19 protein-coding genes are annotated in these 22,689 nt (G+C 65.2%); 9 read left to right on the top strand and 10 right to left on the bottom strand.

Features of this window, described 5'->3' with window-relative positions; all coding sequences use genetic code 11:
• The first annotated feature begins 16 nt into the window (after positions 1-16).
• Positions 17-703, top strand: coding sequence for a response regulator (locus PWP93_RS12870; protein WP_091999860.1), 687 nt, complete (start codon positions 17-19; stop codon positions 701-703).
• Between the two features lie 334 nt (positions 704-1,037).
• Complete coding sequence (locus tag PWP93_RS12865) at positions 1,038-2,570, top strand: sensor histidine kinase (RefSeq protein ID WP_421044737.1); 1,533 nt, start codon at positions 1,038-1,040, stop codon at positions 2,568-2,570.
• Positions 2,571-2,655: 85 nt separating this feature from the next.
• Here the strand turns inward: PWP93_RS12865 and PWP93_RS12860 are convergent, their stop codons facing one another.
• The 7 genes from PWP93_RS12860 to mnmC form a co-directional block, all read right to left on the bottom strand.
• Positions 2,656-3,144 (bottom strand): SET domain-containing protein, encoded by a 489-nt coding sequence (locus tag PWP93_RS12860; protein WP_421044736.1) that lies wholly within the window; start codon positions 3,142-3,144, stop codon positions 2,656-2,658.
• 195 nt (positions 3,145-3,339) lie between these two features.
• Positions 3,340-4,452 carry an NADH:flavin oxidoreductase/NADH oxidase gene (locus PWP93_RS12855; protein ID WP_421044735.1) on the bottom strand — a complete coding sequence of 371 codons (1,113 nt, stop codon included), beginning with the start codon at positions 4,450-4,452 and terminating at the stop codon, positions 3,340-3,342.
• 89 nt (positions 4,453-4,541) lie between these two features.
• Entirely contained in the window at positions 4,542-5,279 is a 738-nt protein-coding gene (locus PWP93_RS12850; RefSeq protein ID WP_421044734.1) for a glutamine amidotransferase, read from the bottom strand.
• A gap of 230 nt (positions 5,280-5,509) precedes the next feature.
• Positions 5,510-6,148 carry a MarR family winged helix-turn-helix transcriptional regulator gene (locus tag PWP93_RS12845; RefSeq protein WP_421044733.1) on the bottom strand — a complete coding sequence of 213 codons (639 nt, stop codon included), beginning with the start codon at positions 6,146-6,148 and terminating at the stop codon, positions 5,510-5,512.
• A gap of 672 nt (positions 6,149-6,820) precedes the next feature.
• The gene (locus PWP93_RS12840; protein ID WP_421044732.1) at positions 6,821-7,936 is read right to left on the bottom strand and encodes a YbdK family carboxylate-amine ligase; all 1,116 of its coding nucleotides are present in this window, start codon (positions 7,934-7,936) and stop codon (positions 6,821-6,823) included.
• Positions 7,937-8,031: 95 nt separating this feature from the next.
• The gene (locus PWP93_RS12835) at positions 8,032-9,237 is read right to left on the bottom strand and encodes a cation:proton antiporter (RefSeq protein ID WP_421025098.1); all 1,206 of its coding nucleotides are present in this window, start codon (positions 9,235-9,237) and stop codon (positions 8,032-8,034) included.
• Positions 9,238-10,078: 841 nt separating this feature from the next.
• Positions 10,079-12,130 carry a bifunctional tRNA (5-methylaminomethyl-2-thiouridine)(34)-methyltransferase MnmD/FAD-dependent 5-carboxymethylaminomethyl-2-thiouridine(34) oxidoreductase MnmC gene (gene mnmC / locus PWP93_RS12830; RefSeq protein ID WP_421044731.1) on the bottom strand — a complete coding sequence of 684 codons (2,052 nt, stop codon included), beginning with the start codon at positions 12,128-12,130 and terminating at the stop codon, positions 10,079-10,081.
• Positions 12,131-12,562: 432 nt separating this feature from the next.
• Here mnmC and PWP93_RS12825 point away from each other — a divergent pair, with 432 nt between their 5' ends.
• Positions 12,563-12,841, top strand: coding sequence for an HU family DNA-binding protein (locus tag PWP93_RS12825; protein ID WP_027815965.1), 279 nt, complete (start codon positions 12,563-12,565; stop codon positions 12,839-12,841).
• A gap of 76 nt (positions 12,842-12,917) precedes the next feature.
• Here PWP93_RS12825 and PWP93_RS12820 read toward each other — a convergent pair whose 3' ends face one another.
• Together PWP93_RS12820 and PWP93_RS12815 are read right to left on the bottom strand one after the other, a co-directional pair.
• Positions 12,918-14,231 (bottom strand): GTP-binding protein, encoded by a 1,314-nt coding sequence (locus PWP93_RS12820; RefSeq protein ID WP_421044730.1) that lies wholly within the window; start codon positions 14,229-14,231, stop codon positions 12,918-12,920.
• Between the two features lie 142 nt (positions 14,232-14,373).
• Positions 14,374-14,817, bottom strand: coding sequence for a lytic transglycosylase domain-containing protein (locus PWP93_RS12815; protein ID WP_421025101.1), 444 nt, complete (start codon positions 14,815-14,817; stop codon positions 14,374-14,376).
• A 505-nt stretch (positions 14,818-15,322) separates the two neighbouring features.
• On the opposite strand from PWP93_RS12815, the gene gspD reads away from it, so the two are divergent.
• From gspD to gspF, 3 genes are read left to right on the top strand one after another with little or no spacing between them, the layout of a single operon-like run.
• Positions 15,323-17,689, top strand: coding sequence for a type II secretion system secretin GspD (gene gspD / locus PWP93_RS12810; RefSeq protein ID WP_421044729.1), 2,367 nt, complete (start codon positions 15,323-15,325; stop codon positions 17,687-17,689).
• 2 nt (positions 17,690-17,691) lie between these two features.
• On the top strand, positions 17,692-19,200 hold the full coding sequence (gene gspE / locus PWP93_RS12805; RefSeq protein ID WP_421025103.1) for a type II secretion system ATPase GspE: 1,509 nt from the start codon (positions 17,692-17,694) through the stop codon (positions 19,198-19,200).
• Between the two features lie 27 nt (positions 19,201-19,227).
• On the top strand, positions 19,228-20,445 hold the full coding sequence (gspF, locus tag PWP93_RS12800) for a type II secretion system inner membrane protein GspF (RefSeq protein ID WP_421025104.1): 1,218 nt from the start codon (positions 19,228-19,230) through the stop codon (positions 20,443-20,445).
• 69 nt (positions 20,446-20,514) lie between these two features.
• Here the strand turns inward: gspF and PWP93_RS12795 are convergent, their stop codons facing one another.
• The gene (locus tag PWP93_RS12795; protein ID WP_421044728.1) at positions 20,515-20,928 is read right to left on the bottom strand and encodes a hypothetical protein; all 414 of its coding nucleotides are present in this window, start codon (positions 20,926-20,928) and stop codon (positions 20,515-20,517) included.
• Positions 20,929-21,128: 200 nt separating this feature from the next.
• On the opposite strand from PWP93_RS12795, the gene gspG reads away from it, so the two are divergent.
• The 3 genes from gspG to gspI all read left to right on the top strand — a co-directional run bounded on the left by gspG (position 21,129) and on the right by gspI (position 22,683).
• Positions 21,129-21,593, top strand: a complete 465-nt coding sequence (gspG, locus tag PWP93_RS12790; RefSeq protein WP_035523236.1) for a type II secretion system major pseudopilin GspG — start codon at positions 21,129-21,131, stop codon at positions 21,591-21,593.
• A 153-nt stretch (positions 21,594-21,746) separates the two neighbouring features.
• Entirely contained in the window at positions 21,747-22,265 is a 519-nt protein-coding gene (locus PWP93_RS12785; protein WP_421044727.1) for a GspH/FimT family pseudopilin, read from the top strand.
• Between the two features lies 1 nt (position 22,266).
• Positions 22,267-22,683, top strand: a complete 417-nt coding sequence (gspI, locus tag PWP93_RS12780) for a type II secretion system minor pseudopilin GspI (protein ID WP_421044726.1) — start codon at positions 22,267-22,269, stop codon at positions 22,681-22,683.
• Positions 22,684-22,689 lie beyond the last annotated feature (6 nt).

Below are 22,689 nucleotides of genomic sequence, written 5' to 3'. Positions count from 1 at the left end.
TATTTGAGCGAATCCCATGCGACTCCTTCTGATCGAAGACGACCGCCCTATCGCACGCGGTATCCAGTCTAGCCTCGAACAAGCCGGCTTCACGGTCGACATGGTCCACGACGGCATCTTCGCCGAACAGGCACTCACGCAAAACCGTCACGAACTCGTGATTCTCGACCTCGGCCTGCCGGGCATCGACGGCATGACGCTGCTTTCGCGCTTTCGTCAGAGCAACCGGCACACGCCTGTCATCGTGCTCACCGCACGCGACGAGTTGAACGACCGTGTGCAAGGCCTCAATTCGGGCGCCGACGACTACATGCTCAAGCCGTTCGAGCCGGCCGAACTCGAAGCCCGCATTCGCGCCGTGATGCGCCGCAGCGGCCCGCACGGCGACGTGCCGCGTCCTGAAGTCTCGCTCGGCGGCGTGCGTCTCTCGGGCGTCGACCGCCGCATCTTCAATGACGACAAGCCGCTCGAACTCTCGCCGCGCGAGTTTGCCGTGCTCGAAATGCTGCTGCTGCGTCATGGCCGCGTCGTGAGCAAGGCGCAACTGCAGGACCACCTCACGCACTTCGGCGGCGATCTCGGCGACACCGCAATCGAAGTCTACGTGCATCGCGTGCGCAAAAAGCTCGAAAGCTGCCGTGTCGAGATCGTCACGGTGCGTGGTTTCGGTTACCTGCTGCAGGAAATCCGCCAGGCCGCCTGAGGCCCCGGCGAGCCATCAGGCACTCGATTGGCGGCGCATGCCCTCATGCGCCGCAGTCACTCCTTCGCTTGCGCTTCAAGCCCGCTCACGCATGGGTTGAAGCCCGCGGCGCCCCGCGCGCCGTTGCGCAGGCTTGCTGAGCACTGCACGGTTGCGCGAGCACCCGCACACCTGCCCGCTCACCCGCGAAGCGCGTCACCGCCCTCGCTCCGTCCCTCATCTTCGGCCCGTGCCTGCCCTAGGCCCGCTCACCCGCGTAAAATGGGCTCCAATTCATGCGGCGCGCCCGTCGCGAACCTGCCGCGCGCGTAACCTTTCATCGCCCGAACCGACCATGTCCCTACCGGCCGCAACGAGCCTGCGGCGCACGCTATTGCGGCGCCTCGCCGCCCCACTTTCGCTGCTCGCGCTGATGAGCGGCCTGATTGCCTATTGGCTCGCGTGGCAATACACGCAGCACGTGGTCGACCGCTCGCTCGCCGACCTTGCCACCGCCATTTCCAGGCAGATCCAGATCGCCGGCCCTGAAGCACCCATTACCGTGCCGCCGCTCGCACAGGCGATGTTCTCCGACCCGGTCGAGCATCTTGTCTACCGTATCAGCGACGGCGAAACCGAAATTGCCGGCGACCACGACCTGCCGCTGCAAGGCACCAACGTGCGCCGCATGCACTATGCGTACGTGTTCGAGACCCTTTACAAGGGCGTGAGCGTGCGTGTCGCGCAGGTACGCGTGCCGCAAGCCAAGGGCAATCCCATCGTCGTGGAAGTGGGCCAGCCCGTGCATCACCGCTTTCGCATCGCCGCCGAATTCCTCGTGGCAATCATGATGCCGCTGCTGCTGCTCCTGCTCGCTGGCTGGGCGATCGTATGGCGCGTGGTGAACCAGCAGCTCAACCCGCTCACCGATCTCGCCGACTCGCTCAATCGGCAGACGCACACCTCGCTCGAACCCGTCGACGAAACCTTCGTGCCGGTCGAAATTCGTCCGCTCACGGGCGCGCTCAACGCACTGCTCGGACGCCTGAAGACCGCGCTCGACGCCCAGCGCAAATTCATCGCCGACGCCGCGCATCAGCTGCGCACGCCGCTCACGGCCGTGAAGCTGCATGCGGAGCAAGCCGTGAACGCGCGCGAGCCGCAGAAAGTCAGCGACGCCGTGCGCGAATTGCGCGCCGCCGCCGACCGCGCAGTGCGGCTCTCCAACCAGTTGCTCTCGCTCGCGCGCGCCGAGCCAGGCGAACAGGCGGCGCGCTTCGTCGACATCGACATGGCGGCGCTCGCATTTGAAACGGGCGCCGAGTGGGTGCCGCGCGCGCTCGCGAGCCAAGTCGACCTCGGCTTCCAGCGTCTCGACGATCCCGAAAACGACACGCCGCTGATGGTGCGCGGCAACCCCGTGCTGCTGCACGAAGTGATCGCCAATCTGCTCGACAATGCACTGAAGTATCTGCCGCCCGCTCGCCCCGACGGCGGACGCATTACCGTGACCGTCACGCAGACGCGCGCCGATGGCATGCCGATGGCCGAAATCGTGGTCGAGGACAATGGCCGCGGTGTGCCGCAAACGCAGCAAGCCGATCTTTTCAAGCGCTTCTTCCGCGGTGACGGGCAAACCGAGAGCGGCGTGGACAGCGGCGCGGGCCTTGGCCTTGCGATCGTGCACGACATCATGACGCTGCATCGCGGCAGCGTGCATTATGAGGACGCGCCGGAAGGCGGCGCGCGTTTCATCGTGCGCGTGCCGCTCATGAACCGTCCGGCACTCGATGCGAACGACGGCAAGGAAGCGAAACGCATCAAGGATTCGGCCGCCGCGGCGCACGCCGAAGCAAGCGAAGCCGACGCACCGGACGCCGGTCGCTGACTGACTTCAAAAAAATATGGGCCGCAGTTCAAATCTGCGGCCCATATTTACATCGGCAATTCATGGCGATGCACGCGCGCCACGCTTACTTCTTTTTCTTGCCCTTCTTCGACTTGCCGCCCTTCTCTTCGGGCGGCGCGAGCATCGTGCCACGGCACTTGCGCGCGCCGCAGCGGCATTCGTATTCGCGCTTGAGCTTCTTGGTCTGCTTCTCGTCGATCACGAGACCGTAATCGTAAAAAAGCTCTTCGCCCTCGGCGATATCGCGCAGCGCATGAATGTAGACGTGACCGTCGATTTCTTCGGCTTCGCAGTTCGGCGCGCACGAATGATTGATCCAGCGCGCGCTGTTGCCATTGACCTTGCCATCGATCACATCGCCGTCGTCGAGCGCGAAATAGAAGGTGTGATTCGGTTCGTCGGGATTATGCGGATGACGCCGCAATGCTTCCTTCCACGAGATGCGTTCGCCCTTGTACTCGATCAGCCGTTCGCCGGCCTCGATTGCGCCGGCAGCAAATACGCCCTTGCCGTGCACGCCCGATTGGCGCACGACGATCCTGCGTACACTCATTGAAGAATCCTTGTGTAGTCATGCCACGCAAACGCGGCGCCTTGTCGGCGCCGCGCTCGTGAGCACGCGTTCAATCGAAAGGCCCTGAAAACCCTCAAGACCCTATAGGCGCGCTGCAACCGGCATCGTACACGTTCGCACCTCGTTCGTTCAACTCGCATGGCGCTTGCCTGTGTCGTGTTCCGCGCTGCACGTTCAACGCTGACCGAGCGTCGTCTCGCCGAAGAGCGTCTTGTGCTCGCGAGGCTGCGAGCGCCAGTACTGCGGCGGCGCACTCACGCTCGCGCCGAGCTGCGCGGCGGCGTGCCATGGCCAGCGCGGATCGTAAAGCATCGCGCGCGCCATCGCGATCATGTCGGCTTCGCCCGCTTCCAGGATTTGATTGGCCTGCAGCGCGTCGGTGATGAGTCCCACCGCGATCGTGTTCGCGCCGGTTTCCTGCTTGACCTTGCGCGCGAACGGCACCTGATAGCCGGGCTCGAGCGGAATCTTCTGCAACGGCGAAACACCGCCCGACGATACGTCGATCCAGTCCGCGCCACGCGCCTTGAGCGCCTGCGCGAACACGACCGTGTCCTCGGGGCTCCAGCCGCCGTCGACCCAATCGGTTGCCGACACTCGCATGCCAACCGGGCGATCGTGCGGGAATTCCGCGCGCACCGCGTCGAACACTTCGAGCGGAAAGCGCATGCGATTTTCGCGCGATCCGCCGTACTCGTCGCTGCGCCGGTTGGCGATCGGCGAGAGGAATTGATGGAGCAGATAGCCATGCGCCGCGTGAATTTCGAGCGCGTCGATGCCGAGGCGCGCTGCCCGCCGCGCCGTCGCCACGAATGCATTACGCACTCGATTCAGGCCTGCCGTGTCGAGCGCGAGCGGTGGCGTTTCTTCGTCCTTGTGCGGTAGATCGGAAGGCGCATGCGGCAACCATCCGCCATCGGCCACGGAAATCAGCTGACCGCCCTCCCAGGGCACATGGCTCGATGCCTTGCGCCCTGCGTGCGAAATCTGCATGGCGATGCGAATCGGCGAATAGCGGCGGATGGCGGCAATCACCGGTTCGAGCGCGGCTTCAGTCACATCGTCCCAGAGGCCGAGATCGGCTGGCGTGATGCGGCCGTCCGGCTCGACAGCCGTCGCTTCGATACACAGCATCGCCGCCCCCGACAGCGCGAGATGGCCAAGGTGGATCATGTGCCAATCGGTGGCCTCGCCTCGCACTGCCGAGTATTGACACATCGGCGACACGACAATGCGATTGGCGAGCGTCACGCCACGCAGTTCGAGCGGAGTGAAGAGCTTGCTCATGGAGAAAGTGCGAACGGTGGTGAGAGCGTTCGAGAATAGCACGCGCCTTTGACAGGCGCTGACGGCGCCTCAGGATGCTTCTGGGTGCCTCAGGGCGACTTCGCGGGTGCGTTGATGCCTGCATGATCGGCGGCGTCGAGCCATTCGCCGAACATGCGACTCGCCTGCGCCTCGAGCGTCGGGCCGTGTTGTGCGGTCTGCGCGCGCAGCAGATTGACGTCGATGCCCGCCGCATCGATCTCGGCGGCATTGCCGATCAGCCAGGGTTCGAAGCGGTCGGCGCGCACTTCAGGATGGCATTGCAGGCCGAGCACGTGCGAGCCCCACGAGAACGCCTGGTTTTCGCACAGCGGCGTGGAGGCGAGACGCGTCGCGCCTTGCGGCAGATCGAACGTATCGCCATGCCAGTGCAGCATCGACGTGGCGGCGCCATCCACATGCCGAAGCGGCGAGGCACGGCCCGCGTCGGTGAGCGTAAGCGGCGTCCAGCCGATTTCCTGACGACCGGACGCATAGACGCGCGCGCCGAGCACGCGCGCAATGAGCTGGGCGCCAAGGCAAATGCCGAGCGTGGGCAAGCCGGCGGCAATGCGCCGTTCGATCAGCCCGGCAATGGGCGCGAGAGTGGGATAGCGCGCGTCGTCGCAGGCGTTGATGGGACCGCCGAGGATCACCATCAGCGAAGCCGACACGGGATTGAGCGCGCCGACGCGTGCAAAGCCCACATCGACATAACGCACCGGACGGCCACGTTCGCCGAGCACCCGCTCGAAACTGCCGAGGTCCTCGAAATATACGTGGCGGATGGCCAATACTTCGCGATTCATCGGCAAATCCCTGGGTCAGCTACACAATGCAAAAGCTCGTGCGTGCGGCAGGCATGCCGCCATCGCACGATAAGCACACACTGGAGCACGCACCTGCGTGAAACGATCACGCGCGAGGACGCCCTCGCGCACGGTCGAACCGGATACTTTTGGCCACTTCTGGCCGCTCGTGGCAAAAGGGCAGCCGCAGGCCCTCGGCGTCACGTGACACCGCACGGCCCGCACAGCCATCATGCCGCGAAGATCTTCCAGTTCTTTTTCTGCGTCGTCGCGTCGGCTTGCGCGTACACCGAGCAATCGAGACGCACGTCGGTGTCGGACATGTCGATGTTGAGCAGCCCGCAATGATGCGGCGTCTTCTTCGGGTTCTTGCTCGGCTCGAAGTGCGAGCAGGTCAGACACATGCGATGCTGCGGCATGGCTTCCTGCGACTCCAGCACGTAGACCGTCTTGAGCAGCGTGCGGTAGACCGCCGCCTGCTCATCGGCGCGCAGCGTGCCGACGGCCTTCGAGAGGAAGTCGGGCCATTGCGCGGCCTTTTTCGCCGCCGTGCGGCCACGCGCGGTCAGACGCACCGCAAGCGCGCGGCCGTCGTCGAGCGCGCGGCGCTTTTCGACGAGACCCTTGGTTTCAAGCGTGCTCACCGCATCGCTGGTCGTGGCGGCAGTCAGTGCCGTCTCGCGGGCGATCTCGCCGAGGCGCATCGGCCCCTTGCGCTGCATCAGCAGCACGAGAATTTCACCCTGGGTGGGCGTGAGTCCCGCCCCTTCGGCCCAGTCCCACGCCTGGCTCCGCATTGCCGTGCTCAGTCGCAGCAGGCTATGGGTCACCCGCCCGGCTGCCTGCTCTCCGTATACGCCTTCGCTCATAGTCTTTCGCTGGTTATTTGGCAGCTTGCGCTGCATCGTCAGCCGCCACACTACTGGCGACCTTGTGGGAAAGTTCGCGCCCGACGCCCGGGAATACTCCTGGAGATCGGCCGCACCATCTCAAAAAAATCCTGCTTCGCTGGCGTAAAAACGCCCGCCGCACACAGTCATTCCATCTCTCGCCTCGCAGGCCCGAAGTGCCCTTCACGACCTCGCGCCCGCGCAGCAGACCAATATTCTATGCGAGAGTGGCGAATCGCACAGCTAACTTATCCAGTGCGAATTGTGGATAACCGGTTAGTAAGTGCGCCATTGTCGGTGTATTGCTACTCGATGCTGCCCAACTCCAGGCTCTACCGATACCTGGTTATCCCTGATTTTTTCCTGCAGCGCAAGCGGAGTCTAACTGCTCGCCGACTGCGCAGGTCATTGAGTTTTCAGGCATTTTGGCGCTTCTTCACAAGAAATGGCGCACTTGGTCAGCAACGATTGACTCCGTTTGCGCGAGCATAAAAAATAAGAACCCCCTGGTAACTTGCCTGGGACAAAAAAATCTTTTTTTACGCGGCACAAAGTATCGCGGGCGCCAAAAAACGCGAGGGCAGCTCGCGAGCTACCCTCTCTTGTCCTGTGCTTATTAGGGGTCCGACGTTGCCCGGACGGCACACGCGCTCAGGCGCGCCAGCGCAGACATTGCTGCCGCACCGCCTCGTGCAGCGACTTTTCCTCGGCGACCACGCCGCGCAGCCAGGTCGCATCGTTGGTCTGGGCGCGCGCAATCATGCCGATTTCGGCAAGCGCGCGCTCGGAGCCGAGCGCCTCGCCATGCGGCGCAATCTTGTCGAGCGTGGCCAGAATGTCTTCGGAGATGGTGCGACGCTCGCCCGTCTGCGGATTGACGCAAGTCCCGGCAAGGCCGAAACGACATGCCTGGAAGCGGTTGAACGTATAGACGAGGTAGTCGTCTTCGCGTGGCTGGATCGGCCGATCGATCAGCAAATGGCGCGCGAGCGTCTGGATATAGCAGGCGATCGCCGCCGCGCGTTCGACCGACAGCGGCGTGTCCATGACGCGCACCTCGATCGTGCCGAAGCCAGGTTTCGGGCGAATGTCCCAGTAGAAGTCTTTCATGCTGTTGACGACGCCCGTGTGCACCATCTTCGAGAAATACTCCTTGAACTCCTCCCAACTGAGCACGAACGGCGCGCGGCCCGAAAGCGGGAACGCGAACACGGAATTCAGCCGTGCCGAATGAAATCCGGTGTCGACACCCTGCACATAAGGCGACGATGCCGAGAGCGCGATGAAGTGCGGGATGAAGCGCGAAAGCGAATGCAGCAAGAACAGTGCGCTATCGGCATCCGGACAGCCGATATGCACGTGCTGGCCGAACACCGTGAACTGCTTCGCGAGATAGCCGTACAGCTCCGAAAGATACTGAAAGCGCGGCGTATCGACGATGCGCCGGTCGCTCCACTGCTGGAACGCGTGCGTGCCGCCGCCGCACAGGCCCACGTTCAGGCGGTCGGCGGCCGCAACCAGCACGTCGCGGATCTTGCGCAGGTCGGCCACGGCCTGCTCGTGATGCGTGCAGATGCCGGTAGAGAGCTCGATCATGCTTTCGGTGATCTCGGGCGTGATGTTGCCCGGGATCTCCTGATCCTTGATGAGGCGCATGAGGTCGCTGCCCGCCTTGGTCAGATCGTAATCGTGCGTGTTGACGACCTGCATTTCGAGTTCGACACCGAACGTGAACGGCTGCGAATCGACAAAAGTTTCCAGTGACATGACATCCCCTCTTTCAGCCGTGCCGGGCATCGCTGCCGATCAAGTCGGCGCATGGCGCGGCGGGCGGTGTTTCGTGGCGGCCAGGGCCGCCGCATTCATTCTTCGCCGCGTTCGCCGACAAGCGCGAGCGCGCGGTAGACGAGCCAAGGCCCAAGCAATTGCAGCACGACGATCGCGCACATCATGATCGCGCGCAGGCGCGGATCGAACGACGGGTAAAGATCGTAGGTGTCCTCCACAAGCACGAGCGCGAGCGCGGACATGGGCGTGAGCGCAAGACCGAGCGCGACGCCCTGCTTCCATTCGAGCCCGCTCGGCTTCGCGAAGATCAGCACGCCGACGAGTTTCGCCACCAGCCGCGCGACGATGAGCCCTGCCGCAGCCACGCCGCCGACGAGAATGTAATGCCACTCGAAAGTGGTTAGCGTGAGCACGAAGAGGATCACCGTGAGCAGCCAGCCGGCCGTGCCGAAATGCTGCGGCCACAATTGCGGCCGCACCTCGAGATTCTTCACGATGATGCCCGCGGCCAGCAGGCTCAGGATGGTCGAGAGCTTGAGCAGATGCGCCACGGCGATCGCCAGCAGCACGAGGCCGAACAGCGCGACGAACGAATGCTCGTCCTGCGGGCTCAGGCGGCGGTAGAACATCATGCAGGCGTGCGCGAGCACATACGCGAGGATGATCGAGCCCACCAGCAGATAGAGCGGCTGCAGGATGGTGGCGAAAACGTTGCCGTAAATTTCCTGGTGCACCCAACCCGAAGCGAGCTTTTCGATCACGACCGCATACATGCTGTTGAGCGCCGTGAGCGTGAGCAGCCGCTGCGTGACCTGGCCTTCGGCGCGCAACTCGGTCTTCAGCTGGATCACCATCGCGGGCGAAGTCGCCATGGCGATCGAAGCCACGACGATGGCGACGATCGCCGGCACAGAAAGAAATAGCAGCACGACGAGCACGAGCACGAAGGTCAGCGTAGCTTCGGCTAGGCTCGACAGGATGATCCAGGGATTGCGGCGGATCCAGCGCAAGTCCAGCCGGCTGCCTAGCTCGAACAACAACAGGCCGAGCGCGACATCGAGCAGCGGCCGCGAGGCATCGGCAGCATTGCCGCCGATCACGCCGAAGCCCGCTGAACCGGCAATCAGCCCGATGATGGCGTAGCTCGAAATGCGCGGCAGCCGCCAGGCGCGATAGCACAGCTCGCCGACAAGGCCGGCGGCGAGCAGCGCGAGACCTGCCCAGAATATGCCGTCCGGCTGCAACGGCCAGGCGGGAAAGAACGAAAACGCCGACTTCATCGTAGTGGCTTCTCCTTGGCAGAACATCTTGCATGGGATCGGACCGGGCGCGGCGCCAAACACCTGACACTTCGCGCCCGGCACACGGTCGAGCCGCATGCGCTGACAGACGAGGCGCGCAGGCTCGCAACCTGATGAGGGTAGCGGCCAGACACGACGGACAACAGCGGGAAACCTCTGCGCCGGCGCCGCTCATGCGGCGAGCAGCCGGCGCGGGCGCGTCCTGTGTGGAGTGTCAGCGCCCGCAATGGGTGAACGAACGCTGCCGACCTTCCTGAGCAATCAGATTCAGGACATGCGGCATCCGTTCCTTGGACGCGCCGGCCGTCTGTAGCGGCGCATGACGCGGAAAAGAACGGCGATTGTGCCATAGCTTTTTTGCAATTGTCCCGCTCCGCCGGTAAAGCTCGGCGAAGCCGGTAAATGCGTCCGTTTTCGGCGGACTTTATGACAATAAGGAAAAAATGACCGTTTCGCCAGTGCAGCGGCAAGCCGGTTCCAGGCAGCGCAGTAGCGCGTTGGGCGTCTTCCAGACCGATGGCGCCAGCTTTGGGTTTACGGTTTACCGTATGTATACGTAGTAGAAGTTAACAAAGGCGTGACTTTGCTGTGGATAACCTCTGTATACCTATGTGAATCATCAGCTTGGCGTTCGGACAACCACGCGCGAAATGTGTGAGATGCGCTCGGGTATCGAAGAGTAACTTTTGGGCCATGAACATGGGTCGCCGGGTTACCCCGTTTACGTCCACATCGCGTCCACACTGGATTTACCCACAATTCGCGCGGTTATCCACAGGCCCGGGTGAATAACCGTATTGGTCAGGAAATCGTCGCGTGGCTAGAGGCTGCGCTGACGCAGGGCGCGCTGGAGAAAGCGTGCGGGATCGACCTGCTCGGCAAGCTCCCGCTCGATGGGCCACGGCTCGCCTTCGAGCTGCGAGGCGATGAGCTCGGCGCCTAGCGCCGCCCACACGAGTCCGCGCGAACCAAACGCGAACGCGCCGTACAGACCGGGCGCGCGCGGCAGGTCGAGCGGCCATGCGCCGGAAAGCCGCTGTGCGTCGCGTCGTGCCGCCGCTTCGTCGCCGAGCTGGCCCAGCATGGGCAGACGGTCGCTCGTGACGCAGCGCAAGGCCACGCGGCCTCGCCAGACGCGCTGATGCGAGGAATCCAGGGCCGGGGCGGCCATGGCGTCAGCCGCGGTGGCTTGCAGGCCCGGCAACATGCGCGCGGCGCGCTCGATATTTTCGAGGTGGCCGGCTTTGCGCAGCGTCGTGTCGGTATCGTCGACTTCGTAGGTAGCGCCCGTGAGCGTCACGCCGCCGGGCAGCGGCACCGCGTAGCCGTCGCCGATCACGGGCACGCGCAAGGACGCAAGCGGGCTTTCGTCGAGCAGCGTGAGCTGGCCGCGCACGCTGCGGGTGGGAGCGAAGTCGAGCGCCGCTGCGCGCGCGGCATCGTGTGCGTTCGCGAAGATCACCGCGCCGGCCTGCGCGACGAGCGCGCCGCTTTCATCGAAGACTTGCCAGTTTTCGCCAGCGCGCTCGATGCGCGCGACTTGCACGCCGTAACGCAAATCGATTCGCGCATCCGGAAAGGCGCTTGCGGCAGCAAGCTGCGCCCGGCACAGCGAGGCCGGATCGATCGCGCCGCCGCGCGGATAGAACCAGCCGCCGTGCGCGAGTGCGACGCCGGCAATCGATTCGGCCTCCGCGCGGTCGACGCCGCGCACGAATTCCTCGGGATAGCCAAACGATGCGAGCGCTGCGGCCACGGCCCGCGATTCGTCGTCCGAGGCAAGATGCAGGAGTCCTGCGTGCGAGCGCACCGGCGCCTCGATTGCACCCTGCCCGCACGCTTGCGCGGCGGCGTCGAGCGCGGCCCAGCGCCGCAATGCGTAGAGAAACCCGGCGCGCGTGATGCGCGACGCGCTGCTGTCGTCGCGCGAAACGAGCGGATGAAACACGCCGGCGGGATTGCCCGAGGCCTCGCGGGCAGGCACTGCGTGCCGCTCGATCAGCGTGACACGCCAGCCGCGCGCCGCGAGTCGCTCGACTAGCGCGCTGCCCGCGAGCCCGGCGCCGATCACTACCGCGTGCCGTTCGGCGAGTTCCAGCGCCAGCGGCGGTTCGTAACGCCGCACGCGCCAGCGTGGCGCGAAGCGGCCAACCAGCATCGTCCACTTGGTGCCGAAGCCGGCGCTCTTGCGGTATTCGAAGCCGTTTTGTTCGAGCGCGCGCTTGACGTCGCCCGCGCTGCTCCAGGTTGCGAAGGTCGCCTCTTCGCCGGCGACGCGCGCGAGCGCCTTGAAGATCGCCGGCGACCAGAGTTCGGGATTTTTCGCGGGGGCGAAGCCGTCGAGATAGATGGCGTCCGCGCGCAGCCACATTTTGGGAAGCGCGTCGAGCGCGTCGCCGAATACGAGCGTGAGCGTGACACGTCCGCCTTCGAAATCGATCCGGTGCGTGCCGGGTACGAGCATCGGCCAGGCATCGACGAGTTCGCGCGCGAGGCGTGTGATCGATGTGCCCGAAACGGGGGAAGCGTGCGGTGCGTGCGCAACTACCGCGTCGAGGGCCGCGCGCAGATCGTCGCGCGAAAACGGATGCTTTTCCACCGAGACGAAATGCAGGCGCTCGCAGCGCGCGGGCGCATCGCGCCACGCTGCCCACGTCGCCAGAAAGTTCACGCCCATGCCGAATCCCGTCTCCAGCACGGTGAAAATGCGCTTGCCCTGCCAGCGCCCGGGCAGGCCGTTGCCACGCAAAAACACATATTCGGCCTGCTCGAAGGCGCCGAAAGTACTGTGATAGACGTCGCCGAAGCGTGGCGAATACGGCTTGCCGTCTTCGCGAAACGCGAGCGTGGCGGGGATCAGTGTGGCAGTCATGGCGTTCGCGTTGGCGGGAAACGGCGGGTCTCGAAGCGCGGGATGCGGCGGCAAAGGCCCACGGGCATTGGGTTTGCGGGCACAAAGCGTTGGTGCCGCGCAACGCCGGAAGCGTCAAATTTGCTGGTGCGGCGCTGTCGCGGTGCCTTTTTTGCATGCGGCGGCCGGCAAAAATACAGGCGGGCGCGCAAAACTCGCGCAAACCCCTCTAAATCTTCGAAACCCTTGTCGTTATTGGGTTTGCGCTGCGCTATCATAGCAAGCGCCGCCCAGGGAAGCGGCAGCGCGGACGTCGCGGGCCAGCATGGCCGTCGCAACGAAATCATGCCGGGGTGCTCCGGCTCCGTAGCTGCTCGACGGCGCGGCACGCGACCGTATAATCGGCGCGTTCGCGCTGTTCGTGTCAACCTAAACACAGAAAGGAACTTCTCAATGAATAAACAGGAACTGATCGACGCCGTCGCAGCACAGACGGGCGCTAGCAAGGCACAAACCGGTGAAACACTGGACACGCTCCTCGAAGTGGTCAAGAAGGCTGTGTCGAAGGGCGACGCGGTCCAGTTGATCGGCTTCGGCAGCTTCGGTTCGGGCAAGCGCGCAGCCCGCACGGGTCGCAACCCGAAGACCGGCGAAACCATCAAGATTCCCGCAGCCAAGACCGTCAAGTTCACGGCTGGCAAGGCGTTCAAGGACGCCGTCAACAAGCGCTAAAAGACTGCCGCTTTAAGTTGACACCCGCCCCTGGCGGGTTTTTTTCGTCCGCCGGGTTTGCGCACCCAGCGTGTGCTCAGTCGTGGCGGTGGACGATTTCCCCCTCGCCGTCGTGGTCGTGATCGTGCTCATCGTCGAAATCCCACGATGGGAACGGATCGGCATACGCCTGCCAGGCGTCGGCGCCCGCGGCATATTCGGCGTCTGTCAGAAGGCATGCATCGAGCTTTGCCTGCCACGCTTCGCGGTCGAGATCCACGCCGATCATCACCAGCTCCTGGCGCCGGTCGCCGATGCGCGTGTCGTTCGCGTCGCCGAACCAGTCGGCCGCGATTTCCTTTTCGAGCTCGGCGTCCTGCGGCCAGTCCTCGCGCGGCTGCGCCGCCCACCAGATGCCGGCCGGGCCATGGCGGCAAACGCCGCCCGCCTGCGACAGCGAGCCCGCCACGTCGTTGCGCGTCGCGAGCCAGAAGAAGCCCTTCGAGCGCAGCACGCCCTTCCACTCCTGGTTGAGCAGCGCCCACAGACGCTCGGGATGGAACGGCTTGCGCGCCCGATAGACGAAATTGCCGATACCGTATTCATCGGCTTCGCTATGGGCGTGGTGGGACGCGCTGCCGTCGTCATGGTCGTGATCGTGCTCATGCAGCGAGGCTAGCCAGCCCGGCGCGCTCGCGGCGGCGTCGAAGTCGAAGCGGCCCGTGTTGAGCACCTCGGCAAGCGGCACCTGGCCATGGCGGCTCACTACCTGCACCGCGCGCGGATTGATGCGCGCGAGAATGCGCTGCAGGCGCGCGAGTTCGTCGGCGCTCACGAGATCGGCTTTGTTGAGCACGAGCACGTCGCAGAATTCCACCTGCTCGATCAGCAGTTCGACGATCGTGCGGTCGTCGGTGTCGCTCGCCGCCACGCCGCGCTCGGCGAGCGGATCGGCGCTTGCGTAGTCGCGCAGGAAGTTGAAGGCGTCCACGACCGTCACCATCGTGTCGAGCCGTGCGATATCGGCGAGCGTCGTGCCGTCTTCATCGGCGAAGGTGAAGGTTTCGGCGATGGGCATCGGCTCGGCGATGCCGGTCGACTCGATCAGGATGGCGTCGAACTGCTGGCCGGCTTGCGCGGGGTCGGCCAGCCGCCGGATTTCGGCGAGCAGGTCGTCGCGCAGCGTGCAGCAAATGCATCCGTTGGACAGCTCGACGAGCCGCTCCTCGACATGCGAGAGCGCGGCGGCGTCGCGCACGAGCGAGGCGTCGATGTTGACGGCGGCGAGATCGTTGACGATCACGGCTACGCGCAGGCCGGCGCGGTTCGCGAGGACGTGGTTGAGCAACGTGGTCTTGCCCGCGCCCAGAAACCCGGAGAGCACGGTGACGGGCAGTGGCGGCTGATTCATTGCGGTGTGAGGATAAAGAAAGGCGGGAATCGGGCCGCGCGCGGCCGCGCGGCGCAAGCCTGCATTTTGCACCATGCGCGCCCGATGCGCTGACAGTACGCGTCCCAGCCCTGCGCTGGCAGGGCAGCCAGTACCGTGCCGCTCAGGGCATCAGCTTCCATTTGCGCAAGATCGCCGCGATCTGTTGTGCGTAGCGGTCGCGCAATGCCGGTGTCTCGGAATGATAGGCGCCCACGGCAGCCCAGGTGTTGCCATACTTGTTCATCTTCTGGCGCAAATGCCAGGCGGCAATATAGACGTTCTTGCACGGCTGCATGAGCGTGCTGGACGAAATGCCGTATTGCGAGAGCGTGGGCAGATGAATCGAGTTGATCTGCATCACCCCGTAGTCCACCGAACCATTCGTATTCCTGTGCAATGCGTCAGGCGTGTTGTGCGATTCCTGCCAGGCGATGGCGCGCAGAATGAGCGGATTGACTTTCTGGTAGCGGGCCGCCTCGTCGAAACAGTCTGCGCGCGCCGGCGTGCTCGCGAAGGCGGCGAGCATCAGGGCAGCGACGGTCGTGGCGGATGCAACCTTTTTCATGGAAAGTCGAGAGACGTTGCGGTAAGCCGCAGCGCAGGCCTGCGTTGCCCTATATGGGGGAAACCCGTGCTTGCGTCGAGTGCTGCCGGCATGGTGCGCAGTGGATCGCCCGTATCATACCTGCGGAAGAAGTCGCGTCAATACAGCCGAATGGCACGCTGGCCGGGAGCGAGGCAGAGGCGCGGACCGCCTGGCGTGCGGCGGCGCGATTTCCTTCCAGGGGCGGCTTCCAATCCTTTCAGTATGCGTCCCCATGCAGGCGGAAGTTAGAGTAAATCCCCAGACGCAATTTCTTTGTGACAAATTCGACACGAAAAGCTGCTACTGTTGCACTTTTTGCTGGCCGTCGATTGCCGGGTGGAGGAGCGCCGGCGGGGCCGCAGCCGGCGGGCTGCCCGGCCTGAAATCATGCGGCGGCTACAGCAAGCACGTTGAGTACGATAAGTACGACTGGCCGGCGGCGTCCGTCCCTGGCCTCGAATTGATACCCATGAGAAGAAATCGTATGGCTTTGCGTCGCGTCGCCAAGGCGCTGCTCCTAAGCGGGCTGATGGCGGCGCAACTCGCGCACGCCCAGGTCACGCTTAACTTCGTCAACGCCGATATCGATCAGGTGGCGAAGGCCATCGGCGCGGCCACCGGCAAAACGATCATTGTCGACCCGCGCGTGAAGGGGCAGCTCAATCTCGTTTCCGAGAACCCGGTGCCAGAGGATCAGGCGCTCAAGACGCTGCAATCGGCGCTGCGCATGCAGGGCTTCGCGCTCGTGCAGGATCATGGCGTCCTCAAGGTCGTGCCCGAGGCCGACGCCAAGCTCCAGGGCGTGCCGACCTATGTGGGCAACACGCCTGCGGCGCGCGGCGACCAGGTGGTCACGCAGGTGTTCACGCTCAAGCACGAATCGGCGAACAACCTGCTGCCCGTGCTGCGCCCGCTCATTTCGCCGAACAACACGATCGCCGCGTATCCGGGCAACAACTCGCTCGTCGTGACCGACTATGCGGACAACGTGCGCCGCATCGCCGCGATCATCGCCGGCGTGGACACGGCTGCGGGCCAGCAGGTGCAGGTGGTGCCGCTGCGCAACGCCAACGCGCTCGACATCGCGCCGCAAATTTCGAAGATGCTCGATCCGGGCTCGATCGGCGCCTCGGATCCTTCGCTGAAGGTTTCGGTCGTGGCCGACCCGCGCACCAACTCGCTGATGCTGCGCGCCTCGAACGCACAGCGTCTCGCCGCCGCCGTGCAACTGGCGAAGCAGCTCGACGCGCCGACGAGCATGCCGGGCAACATGCACGTCGTTGCGCTGCGCAACGCCGACGCGGTGCAGCTCGCCAAGACCTTGCGCGGGATGCTGGGCAAAGGCGGTAACGAATCGTCGTCGGGCAACAGCGCGAATTCGTTCAACCAGAATTCGGGCAGTTCCGGCGGTGGTGGCGGTGGTTACGGCAACACGTCGACCGGTCCTTCCGGCACCCCGCCGCTGCCCAGTTCGCTCGGCGGCGGCAGCGGCATGTCGTCGGGCAATTCGCTGACGGGCGGCGCGTCAGGCGGCAGCAACGCCGATTCGCCGTTCCTCGGCGGCGACAAGGACAAGGGCGACGAGAACCAGCCCGGCGGCATGATCCAGGCCGACGCGGCGACCAACTCGCTGATCATCACGGCTTCGGACCCGGTGTACCGCAACCTGCGCGCCGTGATCGACCAGCTCGACGCGCGGCGTGCGCAGGTCTATATCGAGGCGCTGATCGTCGAGCTCAACTCGAACACCAACGCCAATCTCGGCATTCAGTGGCAGATCGGCAATAGCAACGTGGTGGCCGGGACCAACCTCGCGACCGGCTCCGGCAACAGCATCATCAACCTGACGGCGGCAGCGGCGGCCAGCGCCGCTACCGGCGGCCTGGCGGGCGCGCTCGCGGGCTCGACCATCCAGCAGGGCCTGAACGTGGGCTGGGTGCACAATATCTTCGGCGTCCAGGGACTTGGCGCGTTGCTGCAGGCGCTCTCGCAGACGAGCGACGCCAACGTGCTGTCCACGCCTAACCTCATCACGCTCGACAACCAGGAAGCGAAGATCGTCGTCGGCACGAACGTGCCGATACAGACCGGCACGTATTCGAACCTCACGAGCGGCTCGACGAGTTCCGCGTTCAACACCTATGATCGCGTCGACGTCGGCTTGACGCTGCACATCAAGCCGCAGATCACCGACGGCGGCATCCTGAAGCTGCAGCTCTACACCGAGGATTCGGCGATCGTGACCGGCACGACCAACGCCACGACCAATCCGGCCGGCCCGAACTTCACCAAGCGTTCGATCCAGTCGACGGTGCTCGCCGACAACGGCGAGATCATCGTGCTCGGCGGCCTGATGCAGGACAACTATCAGGTCAGCAACAGCAAGGTGCCGCTACTGGGCGACATCCCGTGGATCGGCCAGCTGTTCCGCTCGGAAAACAAGACACGCCAGAAAACCAACCTGATGGTGTTCCTGCGCCCGGTGATCATCAACGATCGCAATACGGCGCAGGCGGTGTCGTCGAACCGCTACGACTACATTCAGGGCGTGACGGGCGCGTACCGGTCCGACAACAACCTGATCAAGGACCGCGACGACCCGGTGGTGCCGCCGATGCCGGTTGGACCGAATGAAGGCGGATCGGCGCTGAACCTGTTCGATCTCGACAAGATGCGGCGCGATCAGGCGGCGGGAACGGCGTTCGCGCCTACCGCTGCCCCCGCCCCCGGCCCCGTTAATGCCACGCAGATGCAGCCGGCCTATCCGCAGCAAGGCGCTCCGGCGACATACGCGCCGGTGCAATCGTCGCCGGTGCAACAGCCGCTCACCGGGCAGAGGGTGCAGCCTTGAGCATGGCCGATACGCCCCGCTCGTCCCCAGCGGCCGCACGCGAGAGCGCCACGCCACGCGAGGCCCCCTCGCCCGTTGCCGCGCGGCTCGTGCCGTACGGCTTCGCGCGCAGCGGCCAGATCCTCGTCGCGCAGCAGCATGCGGATGGTCTGGAGGTGTGGATCAGCGAGCGCACCACGGGCGCCGCGATTGCCGAAATCGCGCGCAATTTCGGGGCGTTTTCGCTCGTGCGCATTCCCGCTGACGAGCTGGCCCAGGCGATCAACCAGGCCTACGCGCGCCAGGACGGCAGCGCGGCGCAGGTGGTGGGCGAAGTGGAAGGCGAAGTCGATCTCTCGCGCTTGATGCAGGACATTCCCGAGGTGGAGGACCTGCTCGAATCCGAAGACGACGCGCCGATCATCCGCATGATCAACGCGCTGCTTACCCAGGCGGCGCGCGAGCAGGCCTCCGATATTCATATCGAGCCCTTCGAGAATGCCTCGGTGGTGCGCTTTCGCGTGGACGGGACGCTGCGCGACGTGGTGCGGCCGAAGAAGGCGCTCCACGGCGCGCTGATTTCGCGTATCAAGATCATGGCGCAGCTCGACATCGCCGAAAAACGTCTGCCGCAGGACGGCCGCATCACGCTGCGCGTGGGCGGGCGTCCCGTGGACGTGCGCGTTTCCACGCTGCCCACGGGCCATGGCGAACGCGCGGTGCTGCGCCTGCTGGAAAAGGACGCGCAGCGCCTGAATCTCGAAGCGCTCGGCATGGCCGCCGATACGCTCAAGCAGTTCGACCAGCTGATTGCCAGGCCGCACGGCATCGTGCTCGTGACGGGGCCGACCGGCTCGGGCAAGACCACCACGCTCTATGCGTCGATGTCGCGGCTCGAGACCACGACCACCAACATCATGACCGTCGAGGACCCGATCGAGTACGACCTCGCGGGCATCGGCCAGACCCAGGTGAACGAGCGCATCGGCATGACCTTCGCGCGCGCGCTGCGCTCGATCCTGCGTCAGGATCCGGACATCATCATGATCGGCGAAATCCGCGACCTCGAAACCGCGCAGATCGCCGTGCAGGCCTCGCTCACGGGCCACCTCGTGCTGGCCACGCTGCACACCAACGACGCCGCCTCGGCGGTCACGCGCCTGACCGACATGGGCGTGGAGCCTTATCTGCTGGCTTCGTCGCTGCTTGGCGTGCTCGCGCAGCGTCTCGTGCGGCAACTGTGCCCGCATTGCAAGGAAGAACGCCTCGAAGACGATGGGCGCAAGCGCTGGCATCCGGTCGGCTGCGACCGCTGCGGCCATTCGGGCTATTCGGGCCGGCGCGGCGTGTACGAGCTGCTCACCATCGACGAACCGATCCGCAACCTCATTCACCGCAATGCCGCCGACGCCGAGATCTTCACCGCAGGCCGGGCGCAGGGCATGCGCACGCTGCGCGACGACGGCGAGCGCTGGCTCGACGCGGGCACGACCTCGCTAGAGGAAGTGCTGCGCGTGACGGGCGGTGCGTAAAGCGCTCAGGCGAAGGCAAGGAAGACGATGCCGGCATTCCGTTTCGAAGCGATCGACGCCGCGGGCAAGGCGCAAAAGGGCGTGCTCGACGCGGACAGCGCGCGCGGCGCGCGTGCGCAACTGCGCGGCCAGGGCCTCACGCCGCTCGTGGTCGAGCCGGCGGCGACCCGCACGCGCGGCGCGCGCGCCCAGCGCCTCGCGCTCGGGCGGCGTCTCTCGCAGCGCGAGCAGGCGATTCTCACGCGCCAGCTCGCGAGCCTGCTGGTGGCGGGGCTGCCGCTTGGCGAGGCGCTCGCGGTGCTCACCGAGCAGGCCGAGCGCGACTACATTCGCGAACTGATGGCCGCGATCCGCGCAGAAGTGCTGGGCGGCCACTCGCTCGCCAACGCGCTCGCGCAGCATCCGCGCGATTTTCCCGACATCTACCGCGCGCTCGTCGCGGCGGGCGAGCACACCGGCAAGCTCGGCATCGTGCTCTCGCGCCTCGCCGATTACATCGAGCAGCGCAACGCGCTCAAGCAGAAGATCGTGCTGGCCTTCACTTACCCGACGATCGTCACGATCATCGCGTTCGGCATCGTCACGTTCCTGCTGAGCTATGTGGTGCCGCAGGTCGTGAACGTGTTTGCGAGCACCAAGCAGCAACTGCCGTTTCTGACCATCGTGATGATGGCGCTGTCGGGCTTCGTGCGGCAATGGTGGTGGGCCGTGCTGATCGCGGTGGCGATCGTCGCGTGGATCGTGCGCGCGACCTTGCGCCGGCCCGGGCCGCGTCTCGCGTTCGACCGGTGGCTCCTCACGGCGCCGCTCGCGGGCAAGCTCGTGCGCGGCTACAACACGGTGCGCTTCGCGAGCACGCTCGGCATTCTGAGCGCGGCGGGCGTGCCGATCCTGCGCGCACTGCAGGCGGCCGGCGAAACGCTTTCGAACCGCGCCATGCGCATGAACGTGGACGACGCCATCGTGCGCGTCCGCGAAGGCACGTCGCTCTCGCGCGCGCTGGGCAATACGAAGACGTTTCCGCCCGTGCTGGTGCACCTGATCCGCTCGGGTGAGGCGACCGGCGATGTCACGACCATGCTCGACCGCGCCGCCGAAGGCGAGGCGCGCGAACTGGAGCGACGCACGATGTTTCTCACGAGCCTGCTCGAGCCGCTGTTGATTCTGGCGATGGGGGGTGTGGTGCTGGTGATCGTGCTCGCGGTGATGCTGCCGATCATCGAGTTGAACAATCTGGTGCAGTGAGTCGCGCAGCGAGCCGCGCGGGCGCTAGCAGAAAAGCTTGCCAGCAAGCAGCGCGGCGCGCGGAGTCGGTCAGCGTACGTAGATGGTGGGGCCGGCGGCGTTGGCCGGCAGGAAGACTTCGGAGTGCACGCCGTGGCGGTCGACGATGATCGAGCGGGCGCGCACTTCGGCGAGCGTCGCGTCCGGGCCGATCGGGCCGCCGAGCGAGATGGCCTTGGCCGGGTCGCCGCCGAAGCTCACGATGGCCGCTGCGCCCTGCTTGAGCGCGAGGATGCCGAACAGGTGGATGTCCTGCACGACGTTGCGCTCGAGCTTGCCGCCAAAGAGCGTGCCGGCCTCGGCGACCGAAATCGGCGCCTGGGCGGCGGCGGCTTGCACCGAGGTGGCACGCGTTGCGGCGATTTCGAGCGTCCACCACGCAACCGTGGCGCAGAACACCGCGAACGCGGCGAGTGACAGAAGACGGATTTGCAGTGGGTTCATGCGCTCCATTGTACGGAGTATTGTGAACGTTTTGATGGCGCGCCTCGGGAGCCGCGGGTGCGGGTCTCAAAGGCGTCATCGTGTGACATTACAATGACCCGTCATGCGCGCGCGAACCCGCGAATCCGGTTCGCGCGCAACAACGAAACAGGGCGCACAGGGTGCGCCGCAACGATCATTCGCCAGGAGGGAAGCCACTTATGTCCATATGGACCCGCAGCCATGCCGAAATCGAACGCCGGCGCGCACGTCGCCAGCGCGGTTTCACGCTGATCGAAATCATGGTCGTGATCGCGATCCTCGGTATTCTCGCGGCGCTGATCGTGCCGAAGATCATGAGCCGTCCCGATGAAGCCCGCCGCGTCGCCGCGCGCCAGGACATCGGTACGGTCATGCAGGCGATGAAGCTCTATCGGCTCGACAATGGCCGCTATCCGACTCAGGATCAGGGCCTCCAGGCGCTGGTGCAAAAACCCACCACCGACCCGGTGCCGAACAACTGGAAGGACGGCGGCTATCTCGAGCGCCTGCCCAACGATCCGTGGGGCAATCCGTACCAGTACCTGAATCCGGGTGTGCACGGCGAGATCGACGTCTTCAGCTATGGCTCCGACGGCAAGCCCGGCGGCGAAGGCAACGACGCCGACGTCGGGTCCTGGCAATAGGCGACGAGCCGGCGACGAACCGGCAACGAATAGATTACGAACCGGCAATGGAATCCCGACGGGTCCACCAAGGTCTGCCGGGGCTCGCTGGGGCTGGATGCATGCTCGCGGCCCCGTTTCCCGATCATCTCCAGCTTCGCTTTCTTCATCTCCATGCACGCCCGTCCCCTTCGCTGTTGCGACCGCACGCCGATGCGCACCCTGCGCGCGGCGCGCGCACGTTCGGCAGGCTTCACGCTGCTGGAAATGCTGGTCGTGCTGATGATCGCGGGGCTGCTGGTGTCGCTCGCGTCGCTTTCGCTTACGCGCAATCCGCGCACCGATCTGAACGAAGAGGCGCAGCGCCTCGCGCTGCTGTTCGAATCCGCCGGCGACGAGGCGCAGGTGCGTGCGCGCCCCATCGCATGGCAGCCGGTCGAGGGCGGGTTTCGCTTCGACGTGCATACCGAGGACGGCTGGCGTCCGCTGCGCGATGATCTGCTCGGTCCGCGCAAGTGGGAAGGCGGCGTGACGGGCGTATCGATTACCTACTCCGGCAGCGATGACCTGCATGCGAGCCGCCTCGTGTTCGGCACCGAGGCCGTCGAGCAGCCCGTCGAAATCACGCTGTTCTCGGCGGCGGGCCGTGCCACCATCGTCGGTACTGGCGCGGGCCGGTATGAGGTCCGCTGAGATGCGCAAGGCCACCCGCCTGGTTCCTCGTCGCGACGCTCGCACCGCGATGCGCGGCTTCACCATGATCGAAGTGCTGGTCGCGCTCGCCATCGTGGCGATCGCACTCGCGGCCTCGTTGCGCGCCGTGGGCAGCCTCGCGGCGAGCGAAGCCGATCTGCACCAGCGCCTGCTCGCGGGCTGGAGCGCCGACAACGCGCTCGCGCAACTGCGTCTCGCACACGCGTGGCCCGAGGTCGGCGAGCGCAGCTTCGACTGCTCGCAAGGCAATTTGCAGCTGACCTGCACGCAGCACGTCACGGCCACGCCCAATCCCGTTTTCCGCCGCGTGGAGGTCTCGGTGACGACACCGGGCCGTGACGGCAATCTCGCGCAACTCGTCACGGTGCTCGGCAATGAGACGAACCGGTCGCTGTAATCGCGC

The organism is Paraburkholderia sp. A1RI-2L, assembly GCF_048957375.1.
In the GTDB taxonomy this organism is placed as follows: domain Bacteria; phylum Pseudomonadota; class Gammaproteobacteria; order Burkholderiales; family Burkholderiaceae; genus Paraburkholderia.
The sequence above is the reverse complement of the archived record's forward strand: the minus strand, read 5'-3'. Positions and strand labels throughout refer to the sequence as shown.